This is a genomic window from Pseudomonas juntendi (genome assembly GCF_021560075.1).
In the GTDB taxonomy this organism is placed as follows: Bacteria; Pseudomonadota; Gammaproteobacteria; order Pseudomonadales; family Pseudomonadaceae; genus Aquipseudomonas; species Aquipseudomonas juntendi.
The window spans coordinates 3,062,488-3,085,804 of the sequence record NZ_CP091088.1 but is presented as its reverse complement, the minus strand read 5'-3'; the positions used below and the strand labels follow the sequence as shown (position 1 = coordinate 3,085,804).

Here is a 23,317-nt window from a genome sequence, read left to right as displayed (position 1 = left end):
CTGGAGCTGTGTCAGAAGGCATCACGCCCCCTCGACCCGGTAGCCTTGCCACAGCCATGCCAGACGGTTTCCCAGCGTTGCCCTCGCTTAACGCGCTACGTGTTTTTGAAGTGGTCGCCCGCCACCTGAACTTTCGGCTGGCGGCCGAGGAGCTGGGCGTGACCCAGGCCGCTGTTGCGCAACAGGTACGCGGGCTGGAGGCGAGCCTTGGCCTGCGCCTGTTCGAGCGCCTGCCCCGCGGCCTGGCGCTGACCGATGCGGGCCTGGGCTGCAGCGCCAGCATCCGCAACGCCCTGGCCATGATCGATGAGGCGACGCGCCTGCTCCGGCCACAGGCTGCCCACCTGACGGTCAGCGTGACCCCGACCTTTGCCTCGAAATGGCTGATACCCCGGCTCGGCGCGTTTGCCCAGCTCCACCCAGACATCGATTTGCGGGTGTTGGCGACCGATCGGTTGTCGCACTTCGGCACTGACAGCGTGGATGTTGCCGTGCGCTATGGCAACCCGGACGTCGGCGCGGGGCTGAACAGTGAACGGTTGATGGAGCAGCGGATTGTCGCGGTAGCCAGCCCGGCCCTGTTCAAGGGGGCCCACGCGCCCACTAGCTTCGCGCAATTGCAAGCGTTCGTCATGCTGCACGACGCCCACGATTTCTGGCCCAGGTTCCTGGCCGAGTTGTTCCCCCAGCACGGTCAACCCAGCGCCCGGAATCTGCGCTTCAACCAGACCTCGCTGGCTATCGACGCCGCCCTCAGCGGGCAGGGCATTGCCTTGGCCAGCCTGGCCTTCGTCAACGAGGACATCGCCGCTGGCAGGTTGAGGCAGGTGTTCGACCATGAATTGCGGCTCGACAAGTCGTTCTACCTGGTATGGCCACGCAAGCTGCAGCAACCCAAGGCGCTTGGTACCGTGCTGCAATGGCTCAAGGACCAGGCCGGCCCTCGCTGAGCCGGTTCGGCTAGTGTGCGTACTTCCTTGCCCCGGCCACACACATCACCGCCCCCAGCGTGACCACCAGCATCATCCAGCTGACGTGTTCGTGCAGCAACAAGGCTGCCAGGCCAAGCCCCATGAAGGGTTGCAGCAGTTGCAGTTGGCCCACGGCCGCAATGCCACCCTGCACCAGCCCCCGGTACCAGAACACGAAGCCGATCAGCATGCTGAACAGGGACACGTAGCCAAAGCTGAACCATGCAGGGGCGCCTGCCCTGGCCAACACATCCGCGGTCGGCAGGTTGGCGATGGTCAGCAGCAGCATCAGCGGCAGCGCCACGATCAAGGCCCAGCTGATCACCTGCCAGCCCCCCAGCCTTCTGGAAAGGCGCGCGCCCTCGGCGTAACCCAACCCGCAAACCAGCACCGCCGCCAACATCAGCAGGTCACCGCTTGCCGACGCTTCGGCGCCATTGAGCAATGCGTAGCCTGCGACCAGCCCGGCACCTGCAAACGAGAACAGCCAGAACAACGGCCGCGGCCGCTCCCCGCCACGCAGTACGGCAAACCCGGCGGTGCACAGGGGTAAAAGCCCCACGAACACGATGGAGTGGGCAGAACTGATGTGCTGCAGGGCCAATGCCGTGAGTAGCGGAAACCCGATCACCACGCCCAGTGCGGTCACGGCCAACGGCAGCAAGTCAGCACGTTGCGGGCGAGGCTGCCTCAGCAAGATCAGTACGAGCGCACCCAGCAGGCCGGCGATGGACGCCCTGGCGCAGGTCAGGAAGGTGGGCTCGAAAGCTGCCACAGCCACCCGCGTTGCCGGTAACGAGCCAGCAAAGATGGCGACGCCGATAAACCCGTTGATCCACCCGCTTGTTGTTTTTTCCATGGCCATACCCTTCGTTCATTCAGGCCCCAGTACAGCACCGACAACACGAGGAAGGCCATGTACAATCCAGTACAGTTGAACCGAACTGTTATGCCTATGAAACCAGTACAGTCGAGGGTGTGATGAGCCGGAACGGAACGCGGATTGATGCGGTGATGGGCGAAATCAAATCGCGGATAGCCTCGCGAACCTATACCCCTGGTGCCAGAATACCCTCGGTGCGGGCCATGGCGCGGGCCCTGCAGGTGTCGGTGTCTACCGTGCTGGAAGCCTATGAACGCTTGATGGCCGAGGGGCTGCTCAATTCCCGCCCGGGCTCTGGCTTTTACGTCGCCGGGCCGGTCGCGCCATTGGTGCTGACCGAACTGGCGCCCAGGCTCGACCGGGAAGTGGACCCGTTGTGGATCTCGCGCCAGTCCTTGGAAACTGCCAGCGACGCGATGAAACCGGGGTGTGGCTGGCTGCCTGCCGCCTGGATGTACGAGGCGGGCATGCGCAAAGCGTTGCGCACCCTGGCGCGTTCCGACACCGTGAAGCTGACCGACTACGCCTCACCGCTTGGGCATCCGCCGCTCAGGCAGTTCTTGTCGCGGCGTTTGGCGGGGACCGGGATCGAAGCCCCGGCAGACCACATCATGCTCACCGAGTCCGGCACCCATGCCATTGACCTGATTTGCCGCTTTCTGCTGCAGCCGGGTGACACGGTGCTGGTCGACGACCCGTGCTATTTCAATTTCCACGCCCTGCTCAAGGCACACAGGGTGAACATCGTCAGTGTGCCCTACACGCCGGCAGGCCCGGACATCGAGGCGTTCGGTGCTGCCTTGCGTGAGCATGCGCCACGGTTGTACATAACCAATGCCGGGATTCACAACCCGACCGGCGCCAGCCTGTCGCCGGTCACGGCACACCGGCTGCTGAAGTTGGCCGACAGCTCCAGCCTGGTGATCGTGGAAGACGAGATTTTCGCGGATTTCGAGGCCACACCGGCGCCTCGCCTGGCGGCCTTCGACGGGCTTTCGCGGGTCATCCAGATCGGCAGCTTTTCCAAGACCATCTCCGCCTCCATTCGCTGCGGCTACATTGCTGCGCGTGGTGAATGGATCGAGAGCCTGGTCGATCTGAAGATTGCCACCACCTTCGGCGGTGGCCGCCTCGGTGCAGACATCATTTACCAGGCCATTACCGACAGTGGCTACCGCAAACACATGGAGGGTGTTCGCCAACGCCTGGCCCAGGCAATGACCACAACGGTCGCCAGGCTGCGCGCCCTGAGCATCGAGCCTTGGATAACGCCCCAGGCAGGCATGTACGTGTGGTGCCAGTTGCCCCACGGTAAAGATGCCGCCACGCTGGCCAAGGCCTGCTTGAGCGAAGGCGTGGTGCTGGCCCCTGGCAATGCATTCAGCCAAGCCGGTACTGCCGGTGATTTCCTGCGTTTCAACGTGGCCCAATGTGCAGATGACAGAATCTGGGACGTGTTGGCGCGGGCGTTGCGCGGTTGAGAGGTCTAGGGCCCGGCGCCATCCCCGTTGCCCGGCCGGGCGGTGACCCGTAAGGTTCAATGGCACCTGCTTCATCAGGTCGCAATGCCAGGTTCATGCTGTGGCGTTCGGATTTTGGATTATCGTTTGGCGCAATCGCCAGTCATGGATCAAACGAATATGAGCGATACCCTTCAGGCCGACCGTAGCCACTGGGCTGTTTTCCTGATTTTTTTGCGATTGGGCCTGACTTCGTTTGGCGGCCCCGTCGCACACTTGGCTTATTTCCGGGATGAATTCGTTGTGCGTCGACAATGGCTAAGCGAGCGCAGTTATGCGGATTTGGTCGCCCTTTGCCAGTTTCTGCCCGGGCCTGCAAGCAGTCAGGTCGGCATCGCGCTTGGGCTGAGCCGCTTGGGCTATGGCGGTGCACTGGTTGCCTGGATGGGCTTCACCCTACCGTCGGCGATTGCCTTGATCCTCTTCGCTCAGGGCCTGGCCAGCTATGGCGATGCGGTGCCCACTGGCGTGTTGCACGGTTTGAAGGTGGTGGCGGTGGCGGTAGTCGCACAGGCGGTATGGGGTATGGCGCGTAATGCGTGCACCGATGCACCGCGTATGGCCATCATGGCGGCAGCCACTTGTTTCGTGCTGCTGCTGCCGTCCGCTTTAGGGCAAGTGGGCGTCATTGGCGTTGCCGCACTCATCGGTCTATTGCTGTTCAAGCCCCAGCCAGGGGCATGCCATGATTCACTGCCCATCAGCATTCGCCGTCGCGCAGGCTTATGCTGGCTCGCCTTGTTCTTGACCTTGCTGCTGGGCCTGCCGCTCCTGGCAACGTTGTTCCCCGGTCAGATGCTGTCGATGCTGGACGCTTTCTACCGTTCGGGCTCGCTGGTCTTCGGTGGCGGGCATGTGGTGCTACCGCTATTGGAGGCGCAAGTCGTGCCATCTGGGTGGGTCGACAAAGACGCATTCCTGGCTGGCTATGGCGTGGCTCAAGCCGTCCCAGGGCCGCTTTTCACCTTCGCAGCCTACCTTGGCGCCTCGATGAACCAGGCGCCCAGCGGCTGGGTGGGGGGCCTGAGCTGCCTGGTGGCGATTTTCGCGCCTGCGTTCCTGCTCGTTGTGGGTGTCTTGCCGTTCTGGCAGCGGCTGTTGCGCAACAGCGGCACCCAAGCGGCACTGCTGGGCATCAATGCGGCAGTGGTAGGGCTATTGCTTGCCGCCTTGTATCAGCCCGTATGGACGAGCGCGATTCGCGCCCCACATGACGTTGGCCTGGCCCTTGTGGCGCTGGTTGCCTTGATGTTCTGGAAATTGCCGCCGTGGCTGGTTGTACTCGGCAGCGGTGGCCTGGGCTGGCTGTTGGATATCGCCCTGACAGGCTGATTGCTGATGTCTGCAATCGCGGGGGGATTGCCCGGAGCGTTGCGTCACTGCCCCGCTGGCCTGAAAACATAAATCACCGAAAGGTGCTTGACCGTAGAGAACGATCGTTCTACATTGGCCCCATGAGCAGACCAACGATAGATCACAGAGACCAGATCTTGGCGACCGCCGAGAAACTCATCTACGAAAACGGGATTCATGCAACGGGCATGGATTTACTGGTGAAAACTTCGGGCGTGTCGAGAAAGGGCATCTACAACCACTTCGCCACCAAAGATGATATTGCCGCTGCGGCCTTGGGTGCCCGCGACGTACGCTGGATGCAGTGGTTCAGGACTGAATGCGATAAAGCAGCCACGCCATACGCTCGCATACTGAACATGTTCACTGTGTTGAAAGGCTGGTTCGAGTCGGATGGTTTTCGCGGTTGTGCATTCATCAACACGGCAGGCGAGGTCGGGGACCCTGAAGACCCCATCCGCCAGATCGCTAAGTTGCACAAGCAGAAACTCCTGGACTACACGCTTGAACTGGCTGAGCAATTGAATGTTCGGCAACCGTTGGTCTTGGCCCGGCAGTTGTTTGTCCTGATCGAGGGCGCGATCACCACGGCGCGTGTCATGGGGGATTATCACGCTGCTGATGATGCCATGGAAGTTGCGCAACTTTTGCTGAAAGAGTTTGCGCCCTGACGTTTGAATGCCTGAAGTTGTAATCACACTTTGCTGCCCAACTCGACTGGAGACATGATCATGTCCAATGCCCAAGCTCGCCCGCCACTTCCACCTTTTACCCGTGAAACAGCCATCGAGAAAGTTCGACTCGCTGAAGATGGCTGGAACAGCCGCGACGCGGAAAAAGTCTCGCACGCCTATACGCTGGATACCCAATGGCGTAACCGCGTTGAGTTCGCCACCAACCGCGAAGAAGCGAAAGGTTTCCTGACCCGCAAGTGGAAAAAAGAGCTGGATTACCGCCTGATCAAAGAGCTCTGGGCGTTTACCGATAACCGCATCGCCGTGCGTTACGCCTACGAGTGGCATGATGATTCCGGTAACTGGTTCCGCTCCTATGGTAACGAGAACTGGGAATTCGAAGCGGATGGCCTGATGCACCGTCGCTTCGCCTGCGTTAACGATATGCCTATCAAGGAAAGCGAGCGCAAGTTCCACTGGCCATTGGGCCGCCGCCCGGATGACCACCCTGGGCTGAGCGAGCTCGGGCTGTAAGTGATCTTCCGCCTGAGCGTCTTCGTTAGCGAGCTAGCCCTGCCCACAGAACGCATCAGGGCTCACGGTTATTTGCCAGAAGATTTGCAGCCGGTGCGAGGGGCCGCGGCGAGTGGCTTAGCTTCTCGCTGATCAATGCGCCGAGCTGCTCAGCCTGGGCAGCGCTGGCGCAATTGGTGAAGCTCAGCAGCAGCCCTGAACGGCGGGGAAGCGCCAGATGCCAGCGCGACAGGGCCTGTACCGCGATCCCCTTGGCGAGCAATTGCTCCGCCAGGAGGGTGTCACTTACCCCCTGCGGCAGGCGCAGCAGCAAATGCATGCCGCCTGGAGACCGCTCGACATGCCAACCTTTGGGCAAGCTCCGCTCCAGTGCGCCGACGGTCAAGGCCCGGCGTTCGTTGTAGAGCCGGCGCATACGTTGGATATGACGGGTGAAATGGCCCTCGGCAATGAACTGCGCCACCAGGGCCTGGGTCATCGAGGGTGAACCGCCGGAAAACAGTGCGTGGGCGACCCGCTCGAACGCTGCAACCTGAGCCAGGGGCACCACCAGGTAGGCCAGGCGGATACCGGGGAACAGCACTTTGCTGAAGGTGCCCGCATACAGCACCCGCCCATTGCGATCCAGGCTGGCAAGCGGCGGGAGCGGGCGGCTGACATAGCGGTACTCGCTGTCGTAGTCGTCCTCCACGATCCAGGCCCCGGTGCTGGCGGCCCAGTCCAGCAGCAGTTGCCGTCGCGGCAGCGACAAGGCCATGGACAGGGGGCTCTGATGGCCCGGTGTGACCATGGCGACCTGCGCTGCCCTGGCGTTGGCGATAGCCTGCTCGACATTCATGCCCTCGGCATCCACTGCCACCCCCTCCAGTTCAAGCCCGAATTGGTGCAGTACCTGGCGCGTGACGGGATAACCCGGGTCTTCAACCCAGGCACGCTCGCCGTTGCGCAACAACGTCTGCGCTACCAGCGACAGGCTGTTGCGCCAACCGCTGGTGATGAACACCTGCTGGGCCGTGCAAGCGATGCCCCGTGACATCTGCAGGTACGAGGCAATCGCGCTGCGCAGTGCTGGCAGCCCAAGGGGCGGCGGGTAGTCCAGGTCACCCGGCTGCATCCCGCGCAGGTAGCGAGCACCCAGGCGCGCCCAGATCTTGCGCGGGAAGGCATCCATCGCCGGCAAACCCATTTGAAATGGAAAAAGCTGTGGCGGGCGCCGCAGGGCGTCCGGGTCCTCGGGACCATCACTGGCCGGGGGCTGCGCTGTCGCCGCGGCTGCGGGCGGGCGCAGCTCAGGGTTGACCACGGTGCCTTTCTGCTTCAGGCCCAGCAGGTAGCCCTCACTGGTGAGCAACGAATAGGCAAGCTCGACGGTGCCACGTGCCACCCCCAGCTCCTTGGCCATGGCCCGCGCAGACGGCAAGCGGTCACCCGGCGCCAAGGTGCCTGCTGCTATCGCGGCGAGCACACGGTTGTAGAGTTGCCGGTAGAGCGGCGCGGCGGAGCGCTCATCGAGCGGTGCGAAGGATGGAGAAGAAAACGTCATCATGGCCTAGTTCATATACCCTTTCTTGGCTCATTCAAATGGGTTGAACGTGGTTCATCATAGCCCCGTCACCCATCGAGCGAGCTTTGCCACCATGACGTTCACCCCGGCCCCCTCAGTACCGCGTGAGCCTGACCTGGCTGATTCGGACCTGCGCTATCTGGACGGCGAGAATGACCTGCATCTCGCGTTCCCGGTCATGCAGCAACTGCGCCCGCACCTGGCTGGCGAGGCCGACTTCATCGGCCGCGTCCAGCGTATGCGCGCTGAAGGCTATCGGCTGCTCGGGGGCTTCGACTCAGGCCAACTCGTGGCGCTGGCAGGTTACCGCCTTCAGGAAAACCTGGTCTACGGGCGGTTCCTGTATGTGGACGACCTGGTCACCGCCGAAACGCAGCGTGGCCAGCAGTGGGGCGCACGATTGCTGGCTGCCTTGCAGCGGTTGGCCCAGGCCACGGGGTGTGCGCGCCTCGTGCTCGATACCGGGTTGGCCAATACCCGCGCCCAACACTTCTATTCCCGTCAAGGCCTGCACAACAGTGCCACGCGCTTCCAAAAACAGTTCGCTGCGCCTTGAGCGGCAGCACGTCTCTCAACGAGGTAACTTCATGACGTCGTCAGAGCAGCCCAGGGCGCCTTTGCGCATTCTTCGCCTGATCGCCAGCCCGAACGGTCAGGCATCAGAAAGCTTCAAACTGTCCCAGCACATTCTGCTCGGCTTGGCCGTGCAGGCTGGCAGACGCGGTATCCAGGTCACCGATTTCGACCTCAATGACCTGGCGCCCGTCGACGCCGGGTATGCCCAGGCCCTGGCCAACCCAGGAGGGCCTGAAGCCGTAGCGCAAGACGGCACATTGAACCGTTCCGACGAACTGATTGGCCAGTTGCAGGCCTGCGACCTGCTGCTGATTGCCACGCCAATGCATAACTACAGTGTGCCAGCACCGCTCAAGGCCTGGATCGATCACGTGGTACGGGTCGGCATCACGTTCCTGAGCACTGCGGCAGGCAAGGTGGGCACGGTGGTGGATCGGCCGGTTTATGTGGCTGTAGCCTCCGGGGGCTACATCAGCGGGCCGAATGCCCGCCAACCCGACTTTCTCCGGCCATACCTGTCCGCCGTACTTGCCACGATTGGCCTAAAGCAGGTCAATTACTTCACCCTCGAGGGCACCGCCAGAGGGACGGAGTTTCTGCAAGCGGCCAGGGCTGCTGCACAGGCTGAAGTGCAAGGGTTCTTCGCCGCGTCTTCCAAGCCGCTACCGCAGGGGCAACACGCATGAGAGGAAGTGACCCGGGTCAGTGAGACGCACGTATCGGACGATGCCTACGCCGCCGCGTCGGCCGCGTTCACAGAAAAAGATTTGGTCGAGCTCACCGCGGCCATTGCCGCGATAAACGCGTTCAACCGCATGGGTGTCAGCTTCCGCTTGCGACCGGCCGCAAAAGCGTGAGGGTTGGTGGCAGGGGTTCAGGCCTGTAGCGGCGACCTCCTGCCCCTGATGCTTAAAGCGTACCGATGCGAGCCAGCGCTTGCTGCAGCTGATCGCGTTGCAGCGTGTCGAAGGGCAGGGCGAAGAATGCTTCGCAACGGGCTGTTATCCGCGCCAACGTGGCGTGGAAAGCCGCGTCGACGGTCGCTGCATCGCCCTCTACATCGGACGGGTCCTCCAGGCCCCAGTGCGCCTTCAGTGCCGTGCCGAAGTACACCGGGCAGGCTTCGCCGGCGGCCTTGTCGCACACGGTGACCACGATGTCGGGCGGGCACCCCTCGAATGCCTCGTTACCCTTGCTGCTCAGGCCCTGGGTCGAAATGCCGGCCTGCTGCAGGGTGGTCAGGCTGCGAGGCAACACCTGGCCCTTGGGAAAACTGCCGGCACTGACGGCTTCAAAGCCGTCAGGCGCCAGGTGATTGAACACGGCCTCGGAAAGGATGCTGCGGCAGCTGTTGGCCGTGCACATGAACAGAACTCGCATAGGGGCTCCTCCGCTTGCTGGCGGACTATCAGAGGCTAAGGCGCAGTGCCAAAGCCGAAAGGGTGATCAACAGCACGGGCAGGGTCAGCAAAATGCCGACCTTGAAGTAGTAACCCCAGGTTATCCGCACGCCTTTGCGCGCCAGCACATGCAGCCAGAGCAGTGTTGCCAGGCTGCCGATAGGGGTAATTTTCGGGCCCAGGTCGCAGCCAATCACATTGGCGTAGATCATCGCCTCGCGCACCAGGCCTTGCGCTTCGCTGGCCTGGATCGACAACGCGCCGACCAGCACGCTGGGCATGTTGTTCATGACCGAAGACAGCAACGCTGCGATCAACCCGGTGCCCAGGGTGGCACTCCACAGCCCTTGTTGAGCCAGGCGGTCGAGCAGTTGGGTGAGCATGTCGGTCAGGCCGGCATTTTTCAGCCCGTAGACCACCAGGTACATGCCGAGCGAGAAAATCACCACCTGCCAGGGGGCCTCGCGCAGCACGCGGCGGGTCGCAATGCGCTGCCCGCGCGCGGCGACCGCGAACAGTAGGGCGGCACACACGGCTGCCACTGCACTGATCGGGATACCCAGTGGCTCAAGTGCGAACAGGCCCACCAGCAACGCCAGCAACACCCAACCCCCGACCGTGAAGGTGGCACGGTCGTGGATCGCTTCGCCGGGCGTTTTGAGGGCTGCAACGGTGTAGTGCTGCGGTATGTCACGGCGAAAGTACAGCGACAGTACCACCAGCGTCGCGGCGACGCTGGCCAGGTTCACCGGCACCATCACCGAAGCGTACTCGGCGAAGCCCAACCCGAAGTAATCGGCCGAAACGATGTTCACCAGGTTGGAGACAACCAGCGGCAGGCTGGCGGTATCGGCGATAAAGCCGGCGGCCATGACGAAAGCCAGCGTCGCAGCCGGCGAGAAACGCAGTGCCAGCAGCATCGACATTACGATGGGGGTGAGGATCAGCGCCGCACCGTCGTTGGCGAACAATGCCGACACGGCAGCACCGAGGAGTACGCAAAAGGCGAACAGGCGGTAGCCGCTGCCATTTGCCCAGCGCGCCACATGCAGGGCTGCCCATTCGAAAAACCCGGCTTCGTCGAGCAGCAGGCTGATGATGATGACGGCGATGAACGTGAACGTGGCGTTCCAGACGATGCCCCAGACCGCCGGGATGTCGTGCAGCGAAACGGCACCTGTGGCAAGGGCGATGACCGCGCCGAGCGCGGCGCTCCAGCCAACGCCAAGCCCTTTGGGCTGCCAGATGACCAGGGTAAGGGTGAAAACGAAGACTGCAATGGCGACCAGCATAGGGTTCTTTCTCGTTGTTGATCAGCAGCAGGCAGAGCCCCGGACAGGGCGGCCATCCATGTTCTGCAGGCGTTGGGTGTTGTGTGCCAACCATTGCTCGTTGGCCTGTAGCGTCGCCTGCAGAACCGCATTGACCCAAGTGGGCAGGTCCGGGTTGAGGCGGTAATACACCCATTGCCCCTGGCGTCGGTCCAGCAACAGGCCACTGCTGCGTAGCTGGGCCAGGTGGCGGCTTATCTTCGGCTGGCTGTCGTTCAGCGCGCACATCAACTCGCAGACGCAAAGTTCACCCAGCCTGGCGATCAGCAGGGTGGCGCGGGCACGGGTTTCGTCGGCCAGGCATTTGAACACTTCAGGTGGGGTAATCATGGCAGGGTCTTTACATATGGAAATCCGAATATACGTATTTCCATATGTATTGTCCAAGCGGATTTGTGAGCTGCCGCCGCGGCCGCGCCTTGTCATTTGCCGGGGCTTGAGGCAGGGTCGAGGGCAATGACGTCTCTGCCAAAGGAGCCAGCCCATGTCAAAGCTTTATCCCAGTGTCGACCCCGAGGGTTTGATCGAGTACTCGGTGGTGTACACCGACCGCTCCCTCAACCATATGTCACAGGCATTTCAGGGCGTGATGAAGAACATCTCCGGCACCTTGAAACAGGTGTACAACGCCCAGGGCGTGGCCGTGGTGCCGGGCAGTGGCACGTTTGGCATGGAAGCAGTGGCGCGGCAGTTCGCCACTGGCCAGCAGTGCCTGGTGATCCGCAACGGCTGGTTCAGTTATCGCTGGAGCCAGATTCTCGAGATGGGCAACATTCCGGCGGCTACCACGGTGCTGAAAGCCAGGCCGGTGGAAACCGGGCGCCAGGCAGCCTATGCGCCACCGCCGCTGGATGAAGTGCTGGCGGCGATTGCGGCACACAAACCGCAGGTGGTCTTTGCCCCGCATGTCGAAACGTCATCCGGGATCATGCTGCCCGACGACTACCTGCGCGCGGTGGGTGAGGCCGTGCATGCAGTGGGCGGCTTGTTCGTGCTGGACTGCATCGCCTCCGGCGCGGTGTGGGTCGATATGCACACATGCGCCGTCGACCTGCTGCTCAGCGCCCCGCAGAAGGGCTGGAGTGCTTCCCCATGCTGCGCCTTGGTGATGTTCAGTGCCCTGGCCCTGCAACGCATCGAGCAGACACAGAGCAGCAGTTTTGCCTGCGACCTGAAAAAGTGGCTGCAGATCATGCAGGCTTATGAGCAGGGCGGGCATGCCTACCACGCGACCATGCCTAGCGATGCACTGGCAAGGTTCAACGGCGTGATGAACGAGATGCGCGCCTACGGCTTCGACGCACTGCGGGCCGAGCAACAGGCCCTCGGCAAGCGGGTGCGCGCCCTGTTGACCGGCAAAGGCATCAAGAGCGTGGCCGCCAGCGGTTTCCAGGCCCCGGGTGTAGTGGTGAGCTACACCGATGATGCCGCCATCAAGAACGGCAGCAAATTTGCCGACCACGGGCTGCAGATCGCCGCTGGGGTGCCGCTGCAGTGCGATGAGCCGGCAGATTTCCAGACTTTCCGCATTGGCCTGTTCGGGCTGGAAAAACTGCAGCATATCGAGCGCACCGTCAGCACGCTGGAGCAGGCGCTGGAGGAGGTGCTGGCGGAATAAGGCTTCCCGCCAACCCTTGCAGCCAAGCCGCGTCGCTATTGTCGTCGCCAGACCTCGCCTTGCTCGCTAACCACCCAAGGCTTGTCAGCCGGGTCGATGCATACCCCGCCTACCCAACGCTGAGCAGGGCGCTGGTCGAGCCAGTGGCGCTGGCCGGCCAGCACCTGTTCGGCGAGTGCGGTCAGCCGTAATGGCCGATGGGCCCAGGCGTCGACCGGGCCTTCGCGCAGCAGCGGGTGGGGTGTATGGAGCAACGGCTGCAGGAGGGCATGGAACATCATGTCGCCCAGGTAAGGGAGCGGCTCATCCTGCTGCATCAGTTGGGTAAACACGCGTCCGGCTGGCAGCTCCCCATGCGATGCCAGAACGCGCAGCAGCAGGCGTTCGGTCAGGCTCAAGCCGTCGCTGGCGCCAGGCAGCTCTTGCAGCTGGCGCGCCAGTGCCCGGCCCAACAGCGGCAAAGGCCGGTGCTGGCGGCCAGCGAGGGCGGCCCAGGCTTGGGGTTCAGCGGCGGTGTAGGCAGCCCAAGCCTGGCGCGCCAAGGTCAGTGCATCCTCACCCAGCGCGCGACGTTGTGGCCATAGCCAGGCCAGCAGATCCGGGGCCAGTTGGCCGATACCGATGAAGCGCTCTACGCCAGGGACCTGGTCGATTTCGATCAGCTCCAGGCGTCGCGGCAAACAGGGCAGGCTGGCGAGCACGCGGATCAGGAACAACTGGTCGTAAGCGTCGGCTTCGCACCACAGCACCAGCTGACTGTCGCCGTTCAAACCGGCCAATGCGGCTTGCTGTGCAGCCTGGCGCGGGGCGACAGCCTCGGCGCTGAGGTTGAACGCTTGCTGTATGAACGCGCCGCGCACCGGCCAGTACCGATCTTCTGGCAGGGCCGGCACCGGCCCCATCACCATGGGGTCGTCGAACATCTGGAAAGCGCCGGCAAACCCCGCAACCCGCAAGCTGTGGGCAATATCGTTACCGCAGCGCCAATGCTGCACGGCGGCTTCGTCATCGGCAGCGAAGCCAGGCTGGCGTGCGGCGAACGCTACGGCATCGGCATGCGCCTTGAGCTTGGGCCAGCTGGCGAAGCCGGCTTCGCGGGCCACCAGCCATTGGGTATCGGCAAGGCGATAATGGGGGCCAGGCAGGCCAAGGGTGCGCAACTGTTCCCGGGCGTCGTCGGCCTGGTGGTGCTTCAGGGCGTTGAGCAAACGCTTGGCGCGTTTGCGCAAAGCGGCAAGATCGAGCAGGCCATGGTGGCGGGATGCATGGATGGTGGGCATGCCAACTCCTTTGAGGCTCGGTCCGCCGACAAGCCTGGAGCTGGTATGGAAACAGGTTATCGCATGGCTCGGGTAACCCCTTTGCGCGGACCGCAGGCGCAGCCAGCGCCAGGGCTCGACTTTAACCGCATCGCGGCTTGGCTGGCAAACCCAGGCTTTCCCTGCCGAGCCCGCCAACGCATGCGCTGCCAGGCACCGCGCGGGTTGCTTGGCGAGGCCCCGCATGCAGGCAACATCTGTGCGGTTACCGCCCACAAGCATGCCTGAGCCCCTCAAGCCGGCGCCGCGCCGCTCCGATAGCAGCACACCCACCGTCGCATCATCGATCAGAAGTGGTGCCAACCAGGAGTACTGCCCGCATGCTTGCCAACTTGAAGATCCGCACCGGAATGTTCTGGGTATTGTCGCTGTTCAGCCTGACCCTGCTGTTTTCCACCCTCAGTGCCTGGCGAGCGGCGGTTGGCAGTGACCAGCAGATCACCGAACTGGACCAGACTGCGCACCAGTCGGACCGCTTGAACAATGCCTTGCTGATGGCCATCCGTTCCAGCGCCAACGTGTCGTCGGGCTTCATCGAGCAACTCGGCGGCCACGACGACAGTGCTGCCCAGCGCATGGCACTGTCGCTCGAGTTGAACGAAAAAAGCCAGAAGCTGGTCGACGAATTCGTCGAAAACAGCCGCGAGCCGGCCCTGCGCACTTTGGCGACCGAGTTGCAGGCGACCTTCGCCGAATACGCCGCCGCGGTGGCCGGGCAGCGTGAGGCCACCCGCCAGCGCTCGCTGGAGCAATACTTCAAGGTCAACGTCGACGCCGGTAACGCCATGGGCCGGTTGCAGGCGCTACGTCAGCAACTGGTTGGCGAATTGGGCCAGCGTGGCCAGCAGATCATGCTCGAATCCGATCGCCGCCTGGCCCGTGCGCAGTTGCTCAGCCTTGGCCTGCTGGCGCTGACCTTGGCCCTGGCAGCCCTGTGCTGGGGCTTCATCGCGCAGCGCGTGCTGCACCCCCTGCGTGAGGCCGGCCAGCACTTTCAGCGTATTGCCGGGGGCGACCTGAGCATGCCAGTGCAGGCACAAGGCAGTAACGAGATCGGCCAGCTGTTCCACGAGTTGCAGCGTATGCAGCAAAGCCAGCGCGACACCCTGGGCCAGATCGGCCGCTGTGCCCGGCAACTGGACGAAGCCGCCACTGCGCTGGACGCGGTAACCGAGCAAAGCGCCAAAAACCTGCGCCAACAAGGCTTGGAGCTGGAACAGGCAGCCACTGCCGTGACCGAAATGACCACCGCCGTGGAGGAGGTTGCACGCAATGCGATCAGCACCTCGCAGACCACCAGCGAGTCCAACCAGCTAGCCACGCAAAGCCGCCGCCAGGTCAGCGACAATATCGACGGCACCGAGGCCATGACCCGCGAGATCCAGACCAGCAGTACCCACCTGGAGCAGTTGGTGGGGCAGGTGCGCGATATCGGCAAGGTGCTGGAAGTGATCCGCTCGGTCTCCGAGCAAACCAACCTGCTGGCGCTGAACGCCGCCATCGAAGCGGCGCGTGCCGGGGAGGCGGGCCGCGGCTTTGCCGTGGTGGCCGATGAAGTGCGTACGCTGGCCTACCGCACGCAACAGTCGACCCAGGAAATCGAGCAGATGATCGGCCGCGTACAGGCCGGCACCGAAGCGGCAGTGGCGTCGATGCAGGCCAGCACCCACCGTGCGCAGTCGACCCTGGACGTCACCCTGGCCTCGGGGCAGGTGCTGGAGGGTATCTACAGTGCGATTGGCGAAATCAACGAACGCAACCTGGTCATCGCCAGCGCCGCCGAAGAGCAGGCGCAGGTTGCGCGCGAAGTGGATCGCAACCTGCTGAACATCCGTGAACTGTCCAACCATTCGGCGGCCGGGGCGCATCAGACCAGCGCTGCGAGCAAGGCACTGTCGGGCCTGGTGGGGGAGATGACGACCTTGGTCGGGCAGTTCAAGCTTTGAACGCCTTCGGCCCTGAACATTTACGAGCCTCGCAGAGATCGAGCGGCCCTCGCGCAGCGCTCGGTCTCTCGGCGCGCGCCTGTCATCGAAAACTCAGCCGACATTTCCTACGTTACGCCGGGAAGTGCTGGACTTCTCGCAGAATCGGTTCCCCGCTAGCGTTCATGTCTTCAGTTTGCCGGAAGACAAGGACCTCTTCATGCACCACCCACCTCAAGGCCGCGGGGCCTTCTGTTGCTACCGATTTCGCCTGAGCGCTGAGCAGCGCCGGAGTGCTGCAGTCGCTCGACAGCCTTGTCTTAAGGTGGTAGCCGGGAGTCCGCATGCCTAGCCAGTCCGATCTGCGGTTCAGCTTTGAGGCCCTGGCCGGCCGGGTTGAGTTCGAAGTGGTTTCATTCGAACTCGAAGAGGCCATCAGCGCGCCGTTCCAACTGCACCTGGAACTGATCAGTTTCGACGCGGATGTCGACTTCGGCCTGCTGCTCGACAAGCCCGGGCTGTTCACGGTCTGGCGTGGCGAGCAGCCGCTGCGCCATGTGCACGGCCTGGTCAGCAGTTTCAGCCAAGGCGAGACCGGCAGGTTTCGTACCTACTACCACGCGTTGGTAGAGCCGCAACTGGCCCGCGCCAGGCTGCGTTCGAACTGGCGCATCTTCCAGCACAAGACTGTGCCGCAGATTATTGAACTGATGTTGCAGCGCCAGGGCATCAACCGCTTCGAAATCAAGAGCCTCGGCGAGCATCAGGTTCGCGAGTTCTGCGTCCAGGCCGGTGAAACCGACCTCGACTTCATCGCCCGGCTGGCAGCCGAAGAAGGCTTTGTCTACCGCTTCGAGCACACGCCACAACAGCACCGCCTGGTCATTACCGATCGGCTGCTGGCGTTTGGCACTATCAGCCGCGGCGCGGTCCGGGCCGATGACCTGCAAGCGGTAGATGAGGGTGATATCGACCCCGACCACGTGCTGTATCACGCCAACAGCGGTGGTGATCAGGCCGTGCCGTGCCTGCGGCGCCTGCGTTACAGCGAGCAGGTCCGCAGCACCCGGCAGGTGCAGCGGGACTACACCTTCACCCACCCGCGCTACCGCCAGGAGCATCGGGCCGCTGACAGCAGCATCCCCCATCAAACGCTGGCCTACGAGCGTTTCGACTACCCTGGGCGCTACAAGCGGGACGCGGTCGGCGTACCGTTCACGGCCACGCGCCTCGCGGCGCTGCGCCACGACGCGCATGTTGCCGAGGTGCAGGGCGATGATGTACGCCTGCAACCAGGGCTGAGTTTCACGCTTGTCGGGCACCCGCGCGAAGACCTGAACGTGCATTGGCGGCCGATCCGCGTGCACCATGAAGGCGTGCAGTTCACCAGCCTGCAGGAAGAGGCAGGCAGCGCCGACCAGGGCACCCGCTACGTGCAGCGTGCCATGCTGGTGCCGGGCACCCGCGAATGGCGCCCGGCCCCCCTGGCCAAACCCCGTATCGATGGCCCGCACATGGCCACCGTGGTCGGCCCGCCCGGCGAAGAGATCTACTGTGACGAGTGGGGCCGGGTCAAGGTCAGTTTTCCCTGGGATCGGGAGAGCAAGGGCAATGAGTTCAGCTCTTGCTGGGTCCGGGTTTCGCAAAGCTGGGCAGGCGGCAGTTGGGGCTCGATGGCCATCCCGCGTATTGGCCAGGACGTGATCATCCAGTACGTCAATGCCGACCCCGACCAGCCGCTGATCATCGGGCGTACCTACTGCGGTGATCAGCTTCCGCCGTATGACCTGCCGGAGCACAAAACCCGCATGACCATCAAGAGCCAGACTCACAAGGGCAATGGCTTCAATGAGCTGCGCTTCGAGGATGAACTGGGCAGGGAGGAGGTGTTCATTCATGCCCAGCGCGACTACAACACGGTGGTCGGCAACGACGAGACCACGCGTGTCGGGCGCGATCGGCTGGAGCAGGTGGGCAATGATCAGCAACTTAGCATCGGTAACCATTATCGCCAGGAAACCGGGGGCAACCACAACCAGTTCATCGGGCAGAACTGCCAGGTCGAAATCAAGCATGACCTGACGCACCAGGTCGGTAACAACCGCAGTGAAGCGACCCTGGGCTGTCAGCAGGTTCTCGTCGGCAAGGACAGCGCCTTGGTGGTCAAAGGTGCTCAACGGGTCGAAGTCGGCAACGGCATGCAGCAGCGCACTACCGTGTATCAGCTGCATGCCAGTGAGCGAATAGAGTTGAAAACCCCAGGTGGCTGCATCGTGCTGGACCGGCGCGGCATCACTCTCAACGGCCAGACCCTGAACCTGTTGGGGCAAACCCAGGCGACTGCGCAGGGGGCAGGCAGCGCTACATCGCTGACATTGACGCCGAACGCTGCCAGCACCTGTGAGGGAAAGCTCTGATGACGGCTGATGAACTGACCCACGTGATCGAACAGCAGCATGCGCCCACCCTGTACAGCTATGTGTTGGTCGACCCCCTCGCGCCCGAGGACAAAGGCGATCCAGCCTTGCTCGCCCAGCTTCGCGAGGCATTGGGGGCGAGCGCTTTGATGCGTGTACCCAGGCCCGACCTGGCGCATGTGCCGCACCTGCATCCTGTACTGGTATGCCTGGCTGTGCCCGGGGCGCTGCCCAACCGCGCAGTATTGGAATTGACCGCCCGGGCAGCCGTGCGTGGGTTGTTTCAGCCAAGGCGCTACCTATGCGGCTGGGTGTTCAGTGAACAGCCAGCGGCCGACATCGCAGCTCACCTCAGTCGCTTGTGCCGGTTACCCGACAGGGCCCAGGCACTGAGCTTCTATCCGGTCTACGAGCCGATACGCCTGGAGCTGCTTGCGGCAACGTTCAAGCAAGGGGAGCGTGCGCCGTGGTGGCCCATCAGCCGCTGGTTGTTCCTCAACAGCAGTGGGCAGTTGCTGAACCTCAAGGGGCAGAGCGAGCAGCGCTGTCTGCTGCCCGCGTCTGCTTGGCGCATGCAAGCGGATGGAGCATTGGTCGAGCGCGTATTGCGGAGCTTGAGCGCTCTGCGAGCAGGCGTGAACAATAGCCTTCAGTGTCAGATACCGTCGTTTGCGGCTGTACGAGCCGGCAACCATATCCAGGAAGCACGCGCCTTGGGCTTGACCGACTCGGAAGATATCGTGGTGCTGGCCCTGCACCAGCTGTGCATTCATCCCCAGCTAACCTCCCTTGCCGCCGTGCGCGGCCTGATAGATGTAGCCTGCCAAGAGCAGCGCGCGCTAGCGCCGTTGCTTGCCTGCTACTCCGAGGCGCAATGGCGGCACCTGATCCAACTCCTGCCGGAAGCGGAGCGCCTTGCATGACCATCAGTCAACGAATCGCCCTGGCTGTCGCTGAAGCCGGGCTGCCGCATGACCACTGCATGGCTTGTCAGCGCCAGGGGCTGCCCATTCTGCCCCTGCGCCGTGCGCTGGTCCCGGATACCCGACCGGAGTGCGTCACTACCGTGGCGGGGCATTTGCACATCTGCGCCAAGCCTGGCCTGCGCACGTTACGCATGGGCTACCTGTATGTCTTGCTTGACCAGCAGGTCTGGCAAGCCTACGCCGTCAGCGCACAGGGCCATCTGCGACGCTTTGACCCCTATGCGCCCCCAGCTGGCCCACCTGGGCCACTGCCGGAAAAATGTGCGCAGGAAAACCACGATATTCCGGCGGCCTTCGTCACGATCGACACCGACAAATACAACAGTGCCTGGCTGGCCTTTTCCAGTGATGCCTGGCCGGTGAGCGTGCTGAACGCCTACAAGCAAGGCGTGGCACCAAGGCACCGCTTCGTAGGGATTGATCTGACCCAGGCGCGTACCCATCCGCAATTGCTGGGCCTGGCGATGACGGCCGACCAGTTGCAAGTTGACAACCAGGTGTTTGAGTACAGCCAGCAGGCGTGCGCACCGTTCGACAGCGTGCATGGTTTCCACAGTCGTTGGCTGCGCAGGTTTGCCCTGCGTGGTTACGTGGTCAATGCATCGGACCGCCACCAGTTGGCAAGCGGTGTGTTGGCGCTGGTGCTGGACGACACCGTAGGTCTCATCCAGGAATATAACCACCAGCGGCTGAGCTGGGTAGTGAAGCGCCAGGTCTGGCGTGAGGACCCACAACGCGCGTACCAGTTGCAGACGTCGCAGATAGTACAGGTGATCCGCGCCACGCACCGGGAGTGGGCGGCACAAGGGGTGCCGTCGCTGCAGCCGGTGACCGGCGACGGGCCACCAATTTTCGTGGACCCGGCAGTCGAGCGACAGCGTTTGGTCGAGCGTGCGCAGCTGGAAAGTGATGCCCGTCTAGAAGAGCGCTACCACGAGCCGCAGCGGGCTGCTTTCCAAGCTGAGTACGAGGCGCAGGATGCCGAGTTCCAGCGCTACATCGACCAGGACGCGCAGGCCTATGTTGCATTATTCGATACCCCGATGTTCAAGGTGGCCGAGCGCCACGACTATGACGGCCGTGATCGCGAGTCCGGTGTGGCCTATACCAAGACCATGGGGCTGTGCTTGGGCGGTGGTGTCACAGAGGCCGTGGTGGCCAGCCTTGAACCCCGCCAGCCCCCAGCCGGTACCAGCGAACGGCTGTGGCAGGTATGGCTACAAAACCCCGACAGCCCTCCCTACCGCGCGCTGCTGATGCGTGACAACGCTTTGCTGGCCGCGCTGTTCCCCAGTTTTTCAGGTGACCAGGAAATCAACTGGAACGACAGCGACAAGCTCTTCGGCATGTTGAGCAAGGTCATCGCCAGCGACGATGCCGGTTTACGCATGCGAAATAGCTTGAAGCAGGCCATCGCCGAAACGCAGAGCGCGGTGAATGCCGCCAGTCAACGCCTGGCGCCTAGCCTCGGGCCAGGCATTCACAACGCTGTTCGGCACCTGAACAGCGCAATCCAGTTTCTTTACAACGGGGTGCAACTGATCGAGCTTGAAGTGAAGATGAAGCTAGGCGAGTACTACGCCTTGCAGAGTGCGCACTTACGCCAGTTGCAGCACCGCGCAAATGCCACCCTCGCTGAGGCGAGAGACCGTATGTATCGCAGTGTCGATGACTTTGAAGTTGGTTCGCTCAAGGCGATGCGCAAGGTCCGGCCGATCCTGCAGCACGGGTTGATGAGCCTTGCGCTGCTCGACCCTCGTCTGACCAACACCGTGATCAGTGTCACGGTCTGGGTCGAAGGCACGGCTGCGCAAGTGCATGGCCGGTTAGTCGAAGCGGCCAGCATCAAGCTGACTCAGGCGAGCAGTGCGGCGCACGCGGCCATGGTGGATATCTCGGTCGCGGCAGGTACCCTCGACAGCAATGCCCGCAAGTTGCTTGACGGGATGAAGATAACTGCGCACCAGGCCAGCCAGCTGGTGCGTGGCGGTTTCTCAGGCCTGCGCGGGGTTGCTGGCAGTTGGGAGGTGCTACTCGGGATCGGTGGGTTGTATTTGCAGTATGACAGCCTGACCAGGAATCAAGAAAAGGCCGAGGCAGAGATTGGGCCCAAGGCTTACGAAGCCAAATTGGCGCTGCAGGGTTCGCAACTGGGTGTGCTTGGGGGGCAAATAGAATTGGTGGGGCTTGTTCTGCGAACGAGCATTCGTCATCTGCAAGCGCCCTGGGCGAGGGGAGCCGCCGTTGTAGGAGGTTTCCTCATAAGTTTAGGCGCATTGATAAGTTCAGTGGCTGGGGTGTTTGACGTTGCCCAAGCGTTTGCCGCATCAAAACGCGCCGTCAAGTCGGGTAGCATTTTGTCGAGCAAACAATACGCTGTATCAGGCGTGCTTTATCTGGGTGGTTCTGCAGCGTTTGCACTGGCGGTCGCGTCACCTTTGATTGCAGGGCCTTTGGGCGTTGCAATAGTACTGACACTCTCCGCTTACACTTATAGAAGGATGGCGGAAAACAACGAGCTCAACCCTCTTGAGTTATGGCTCAGTCGTAGTTTGTTTGGCAAGGGTGGCGAAATTCCTAACGTTCGTTGGGATTCGGTGGCGTGGGCAGATATAGCCATTGCGGAGCTTAATGCTGCAACTCTTGGACTTCAAATTGGACTGAATTTCGACTCGGTTCTGGCCAGCGATATCGCAATGCGCAAAGTCGGTGGGGTGGCCGGCTTGGTTGTTGAGCAAAAAATAAAATTTCAAATTAGCTTGCCCCGGTATGACGAGGTCAATTCAGGGTACGATTGGGCGTTACTAGTACATCGCGCAGGTGATGGCGAGTTTCCTGACTGCGATAGTGGAGAGTTGGTAGCATCCGGCAGCCGTAATTCTGATTGCCCGGAGTTTCTCACCCAAACAAACAAGTTTTCAAATTTCGTCGCTCCACGTTTTCCGGACTATCGCCCCGATGTTTCATTGATGGAAAGTGTGCATGCGCATCTAGAAAGCGCGCCGTCATTAGAATTGACTGGTGTGATAGCGCTAATGCCGACCGCTGGTGCGCACACCATTAAATCGGCCACACTGACGGTTGCGTATTGGCCAGATAAAAATATTTCAAGCGCACGCCTCGAAAGTCGGGTGCAGGCGGAGAATGCATGAGCGTCAAGCACAGACCATTAGCATATCGGCAATTGGGTTGGAGTCATGATTTACCCGGTATCGAAGAAAGGCCAACGTTCAAGCATGAACCACAAAAAATTAACCCTCCGCCCAATTATTACGATGATGTCTATTTGGAGTTGCCAAGGGCTACTGTTCGTCCGCGGGGGCTAGGTGCGCTGATAGGCTCTGCCGCTCTTATTGCGGGTGGTGGGATGACGTTGTTCACGTATTGGCTGGTTTTCGACAATTGGCAGGGGGACTGGATAACGAATATTGTTATCTTGCTTACACCGCTACTCGTGGCGTGGGTGCTATCGCCCTACATCAAGCTTGATTTTGTGCTTCCAAGAGACGAGCCCATTCGTTTCAATAGACTGCGCCGAAGAATTTATCTTTACCAATACAGGTTCAATCGATTCTTTGTTTGCAGCCGAAAGCATTGGGGCGTCAAACCCGTTGCCTACAACTGGGATGACGTTACCGCCGAGGTTTACCGAATCTATGCCCCCGGCCACGGCGGTCTGATCGAAAACGTCATGCTGTCGGTCCGTAACCCGGAAACCAACGAAGTCATTGACCGCGTGTTTTTCAGCCACGACCTCTACCACGGCGAGGCCTACTGGGCCATCGCCAGACTGTTCATGCAGCAAGGCCCCCAGGCCCTCCCGAAGTTCGTACACCCCGCCCGCGACTGGAATGATGATGATGGTCTGAGCCACATGCACTGCCTGGCGCCGAGGGTTCACTGGCCAGTGGCGATTGATCGCGAATCACGTACCGCACCGCACGCAGGCGAAGCGCGATGAAACCTGTTGTGCTTGTCGGTCATCGACATCTCTGCCCATTGCATGGCGCTAACCAGGTCGAGAGCGGGAGTGCTGGGTATACATTCAACGGCAGCGCAGTGGCCAGGGTGGGGGACCGGACTACCTGCGGTGCGGTAATCGAAAGCGGGGCCGAGCACTTCCTGATCGAGGGGGCTGCTGTCGCGCGCAAGGGGGACAGGACTGATCATGGCGGCGTGCTGGACGAAGGCGATGCAGGCTGGTTGCTGGAGTGAGGCGATTTGCGCGCACGGTATGGCTGGCGTG

The 23,317-nt window shown here is 62.1% G+C and carries 21 protein-coding genes; 15 read left to right on the top strand and 6 right to left on the bottom strand.

Going from position 1 to position 23,317, the window contains the following annotated elements; all coding sequences use genetic code 11:
- The first annotated feature begins 56 nt into the window (after positions 1 to 56).
- Entirely contained in the window at positions 57 to 950 is an 894-nt protein-coding gene (locus L1P09_RS14295) for a LysR substrate-binding domain-containing protein (protein ID WP_235767771.1), read from the top strand.
- 10 nt (positions 951 to 960) lie between these two features.
- On the opposite strand, the gene L1P09_RS14290 is transcribed toward L1P09_RS14295, so the two are convergent.
- Positions 961 to 1,830 (bottom strand): DMT family transporter, encoded by an 870-nt coding sequence (locus tag L1P09_RS14290; protein ID WP_054904037.1) that lies wholly within the window; start codon positions 1,828 to 1,830, stop codon positions 961 to 963.
- A gap of 122 nt (positions 1,831 to 1,952) precedes the next feature.
- Here L1P09_RS14290 and L1P09_RS14285 point away from each other — a divergent pair, with 122 nt between their 5' ends.
- The 4 genes from L1P09_RS14285 (at position 1,953) to L1P09_RS14270 (ending at position 5,935) form a co-directional block, all read left to right on the top strand.
- Positions 1,953 to 3,335 (top strand): aminotransferase-like domain-containing protein, encoded by a 1,383-nt coding sequence (locus L1P09_RS14285; protein WP_235767770.1) that lies wholly within the window; start codon positions 1,953 to 1,955, stop codon positions 3,333 to 3,335.
- 159 nt (positions 3,336 to 3,494) lie between these two features.
- Complete coding sequence (gene chrA, locus L1P09_RS14280) at positions 3,495 to 4,706, top strand: chromate efflux transporter (protein ID WP_054903959.1); 1,212 nt, start codon at positions 3,495 to 3,497, stop codon at positions 4,704 to 4,706.
- Between the two features lie 122 nt (positions 4,707 to 4,828).
- The gene (locus L1P09_RS14275; RefSeq protein WP_054903960.1) at positions 4,829 to 5,398 is read left to right on the top strand and encodes a TetR/AcrR family transcriptional regulator; all 570 of its coding nucleotides are present in this window, start codon (positions 4,829 to 4,831) and stop codon (positions 5,396 to 5,398) included.
- 60 nt (positions 5,399 to 5,458) lie between these two features.
- Complete coding sequence (locus L1P09_RS14270; RefSeq protein ID WP_182388983.1) at positions 5,459 to 5,935, top strand: nuclear transport factor 2 family protein; 477 nt, start codon at positions 5,459 to 5,461, stop codon at positions 5,933 to 5,935.
- Positions 5,936 to 5,990: 55 nt separating this feature from the next.
- On the opposite strand, the gene pdxR is transcribed toward L1P09_RS14270, so the two are convergent.
- The gene (gene pdxR, locus L1P09_RS14265) at positions 5,991 to 7,481 is read right to left on the bottom strand and encodes a MocR-like pyridoxine biosynthesis transcription factor PdxR (RefSeq protein ID WP_235767769.1); all 1,491 of its coding nucleotides are present in this window, start codon (positions 7,479 to 7,481) and stop codon (positions 5,991 to 5,993) included.
- A gap of 91 nt (positions 7,482 to 7,572) precedes the next feature.
- Here pdxR and L1P09_RS14260 point away from each other — a divergent pair, with 91 nt between their 5' ends.
- From L1P09_RS14260 to L1P09_RS14250, 3 genes are read left to right on the top strand one after another with little or no spacing between them, the layout of a single operon-like run.
- Complete coding sequence (locus tag L1P09_RS14260) at positions 7,573 to 8,055, top strand: GNAT family N-acetyltransferase (RefSeq protein ID WP_054903962.1); 483 nt, start codon at positions 7,573 to 7,575, stop codon at positions 8,053 to 8,055.
- A gap of 31 nt (positions 8,056 to 8,086) precedes the next feature.
- A complete protein-coding gene (locus tag L1P09_RS14255) occupies positions 8,087 to 8,761 on the top strand; it encodes an FMN-dependent NADH-azoreductase (protein ID WP_235767768.1) in 675 nt (224 codons plus the stop codon).
- Between the two features lie 6 nt (positions 8,762 to 8,767).
- Positions 8,768 to 8,932 (top strand): hypothetical protein, encoded by a 165-nt coding sequence (locus L1P09_RS14250; protein WP_425594994.1) that lies wholly within the window; start codon positions 8,768 to 8,770, stop codon positions 8,930 to 8,932.
- 52 nt (positions 8,933 to 8,984) lie between these two features.
- Here L1P09_RS14250 and L1P09_RS14245 read toward each other — a convergent pair whose 3' ends face one another.
- Genes L1P09_RS14245 through L1P09_RS14235 form a run of 3 tightly spaced genes read right to left on the bottom strand, consistent with a single transcriptional unit; the run spans position 8,985 to position 11,136 of the window.
- Entirely contained in the window at positions 8,985 to 9,455 is a 471-nt protein-coding gene (locus L1P09_RS14245; protein WP_054903963.1) for an arsenate reductase ArsC, read from the bottom strand.
- A gap of 28 nt (positions 9,456 to 9,483) precedes the next feature.
- Positions 9,484 to 10,767, bottom strand: a complete 1,284-nt coding sequence (locus L1P09_RS14240; protein ID WP_029885760.1) for an arsenic transporter — start codon at positions 10,765 to 10,767, stop codon at positions 9,484 to 9,486.
- Positions 10,768 to 10,788: 21 nt separating this feature from the next.
- Positions 10,789 to 11,136 carry a metalloregulator ArsR/SmtB family transcription factor gene (locus L1P09_RS14235; RefSeq protein WP_054903964.1) on the bottom strand — a complete coding sequence of 116 codons (348 nt, stop codon included), beginning with the start codon at positions 11,134 to 11,136 and terminating at the stop codon, positions 10,789 to 10,791.
- 154 nt (positions 11,137 to 11,290) lie between these two features.
- Between L1P09_RS14235 and L1P09_RS14230 the strand changes: the two genes are divergently transcribed.
- Positions 11,291 to 12,424: an aminotransferase class V-fold PLP-dependent enzyme gene (locus tag L1P09_RS14230; protein ID WP_029885762.1), complete on the top strand. Its 1,134-nt coding sequence runs from the start codon at positions 11,291 to 11,293 to the stop codon at positions 12,422 to 12,424.
- A gap of 35 nt (positions 12,425 to 12,459) precedes the next feature.
- On the opposite strand, the gene L1P09_RS14225 is transcribed toward L1P09_RS14230, so the two are convergent.
- A complete protein-coding gene (locus L1P09_RS14225; protein ID WP_235767767.1) occupies positions 12,460 to 13,704 on the bottom strand; it encodes a DUF1835 domain-containing protein in 1,245 nt (414 codons plus the stop codon).
- A 359-nt stretch (positions 13,705 to 14,063) separates the two neighbouring features.
- Between L1P09_RS14225 and L1P09_RS14220 the strand changes: the two genes are divergently transcribed.
- The 6 genes from L1P09_RS14220 (at position 14,064) to L1P09_RS14195 (ending at position 23,286) form a co-directional block, all read left to right on the top strand.
- Positions 14,064 to 15,689 carry a methyl-accepting chemotaxis protein gene (locus L1P09_RS14220; RefSeq protein ID WP_232892131.1) on the top strand — a complete coding sequence of 542 codons (1,626 nt, stop codon included), beginning with the start codon at positions 14,064 to 14,066 and terminating at the stop codon, positions 15,687 to 15,689.
- 323 nt (positions 15,690 to 16,012) lie between these two features.
- Positions 16,013 to 18,085 carry a type VI secretion system Vgr family protein gene (locus tag L1P09_RS14215; RefSeq protein ID WP_232892130.1) on the top strand — a complete coding sequence of 691 codons (2,073 nt, stop codon included), beginning with the start codon at positions 16,013 to 16,015 and terminating at the stop codon, positions 18,083 to 18,085.
- Positions 18,085 to 19,008 carry a hypothetical protein gene (locus L1P09_RS14210; RefSeq protein WP_235767766.1) on the top strand — a complete coding sequence of 308 codons (924 nt, stop codon included), beginning with the start codon at positions 18,085 to 18,087 and terminating at the stop codon, positions 19,006 to 19,008. Before L1P09_RS14215 ends, L1P09_RS14210 begins: the two co-directional genes overlap by 1 nt.
- Positions 19,005 to 22,223: a T6SS effector BTH_I2691 family protein gene (locus L1P09_RS14205; protein WP_232892128.1), complete on the top strand. Its 3,219-nt coding sequence runs from the start codon at positions 19,005 to 19,007 to the stop codon at positions 22,221 to 22,223. The genes L1P09_RS14210 and L1P09_RS14205 overlap by 4 nt, the downstream gene beginning before the upstream one ends.
- Positions 22,220 to 23,032: a DUF6708 domain-containing protein gene (locus tag L1P09_RS14200; protein WP_313903893.1), complete on the top strand. Its 813-nt coding sequence runs from the start codon at positions 22,220 to 22,222 to the stop codon at positions 23,030 to 23,032. The genes L1P09_RS14205 and L1P09_RS14200 overlap by 4 nt, the downstream gene beginning before the upstream one ends.
- On the top strand, positions 23,029 to 23,286 hold the full coding sequence (locus L1P09_RS14195) for a PAAR domain-containing protein (protein ID WP_009686597.1): 258 nt from the start codon (positions 23,029 to 23,031) through the stop codon (positions 23,284 to 23,286). The genes L1P09_RS14200 and L1P09_RS14195 overlap by 4 nt, the downstream gene beginning before the upstream one ends.
- Positions 23,287 to 23,317: the final 31 nt, after the last annotated feature.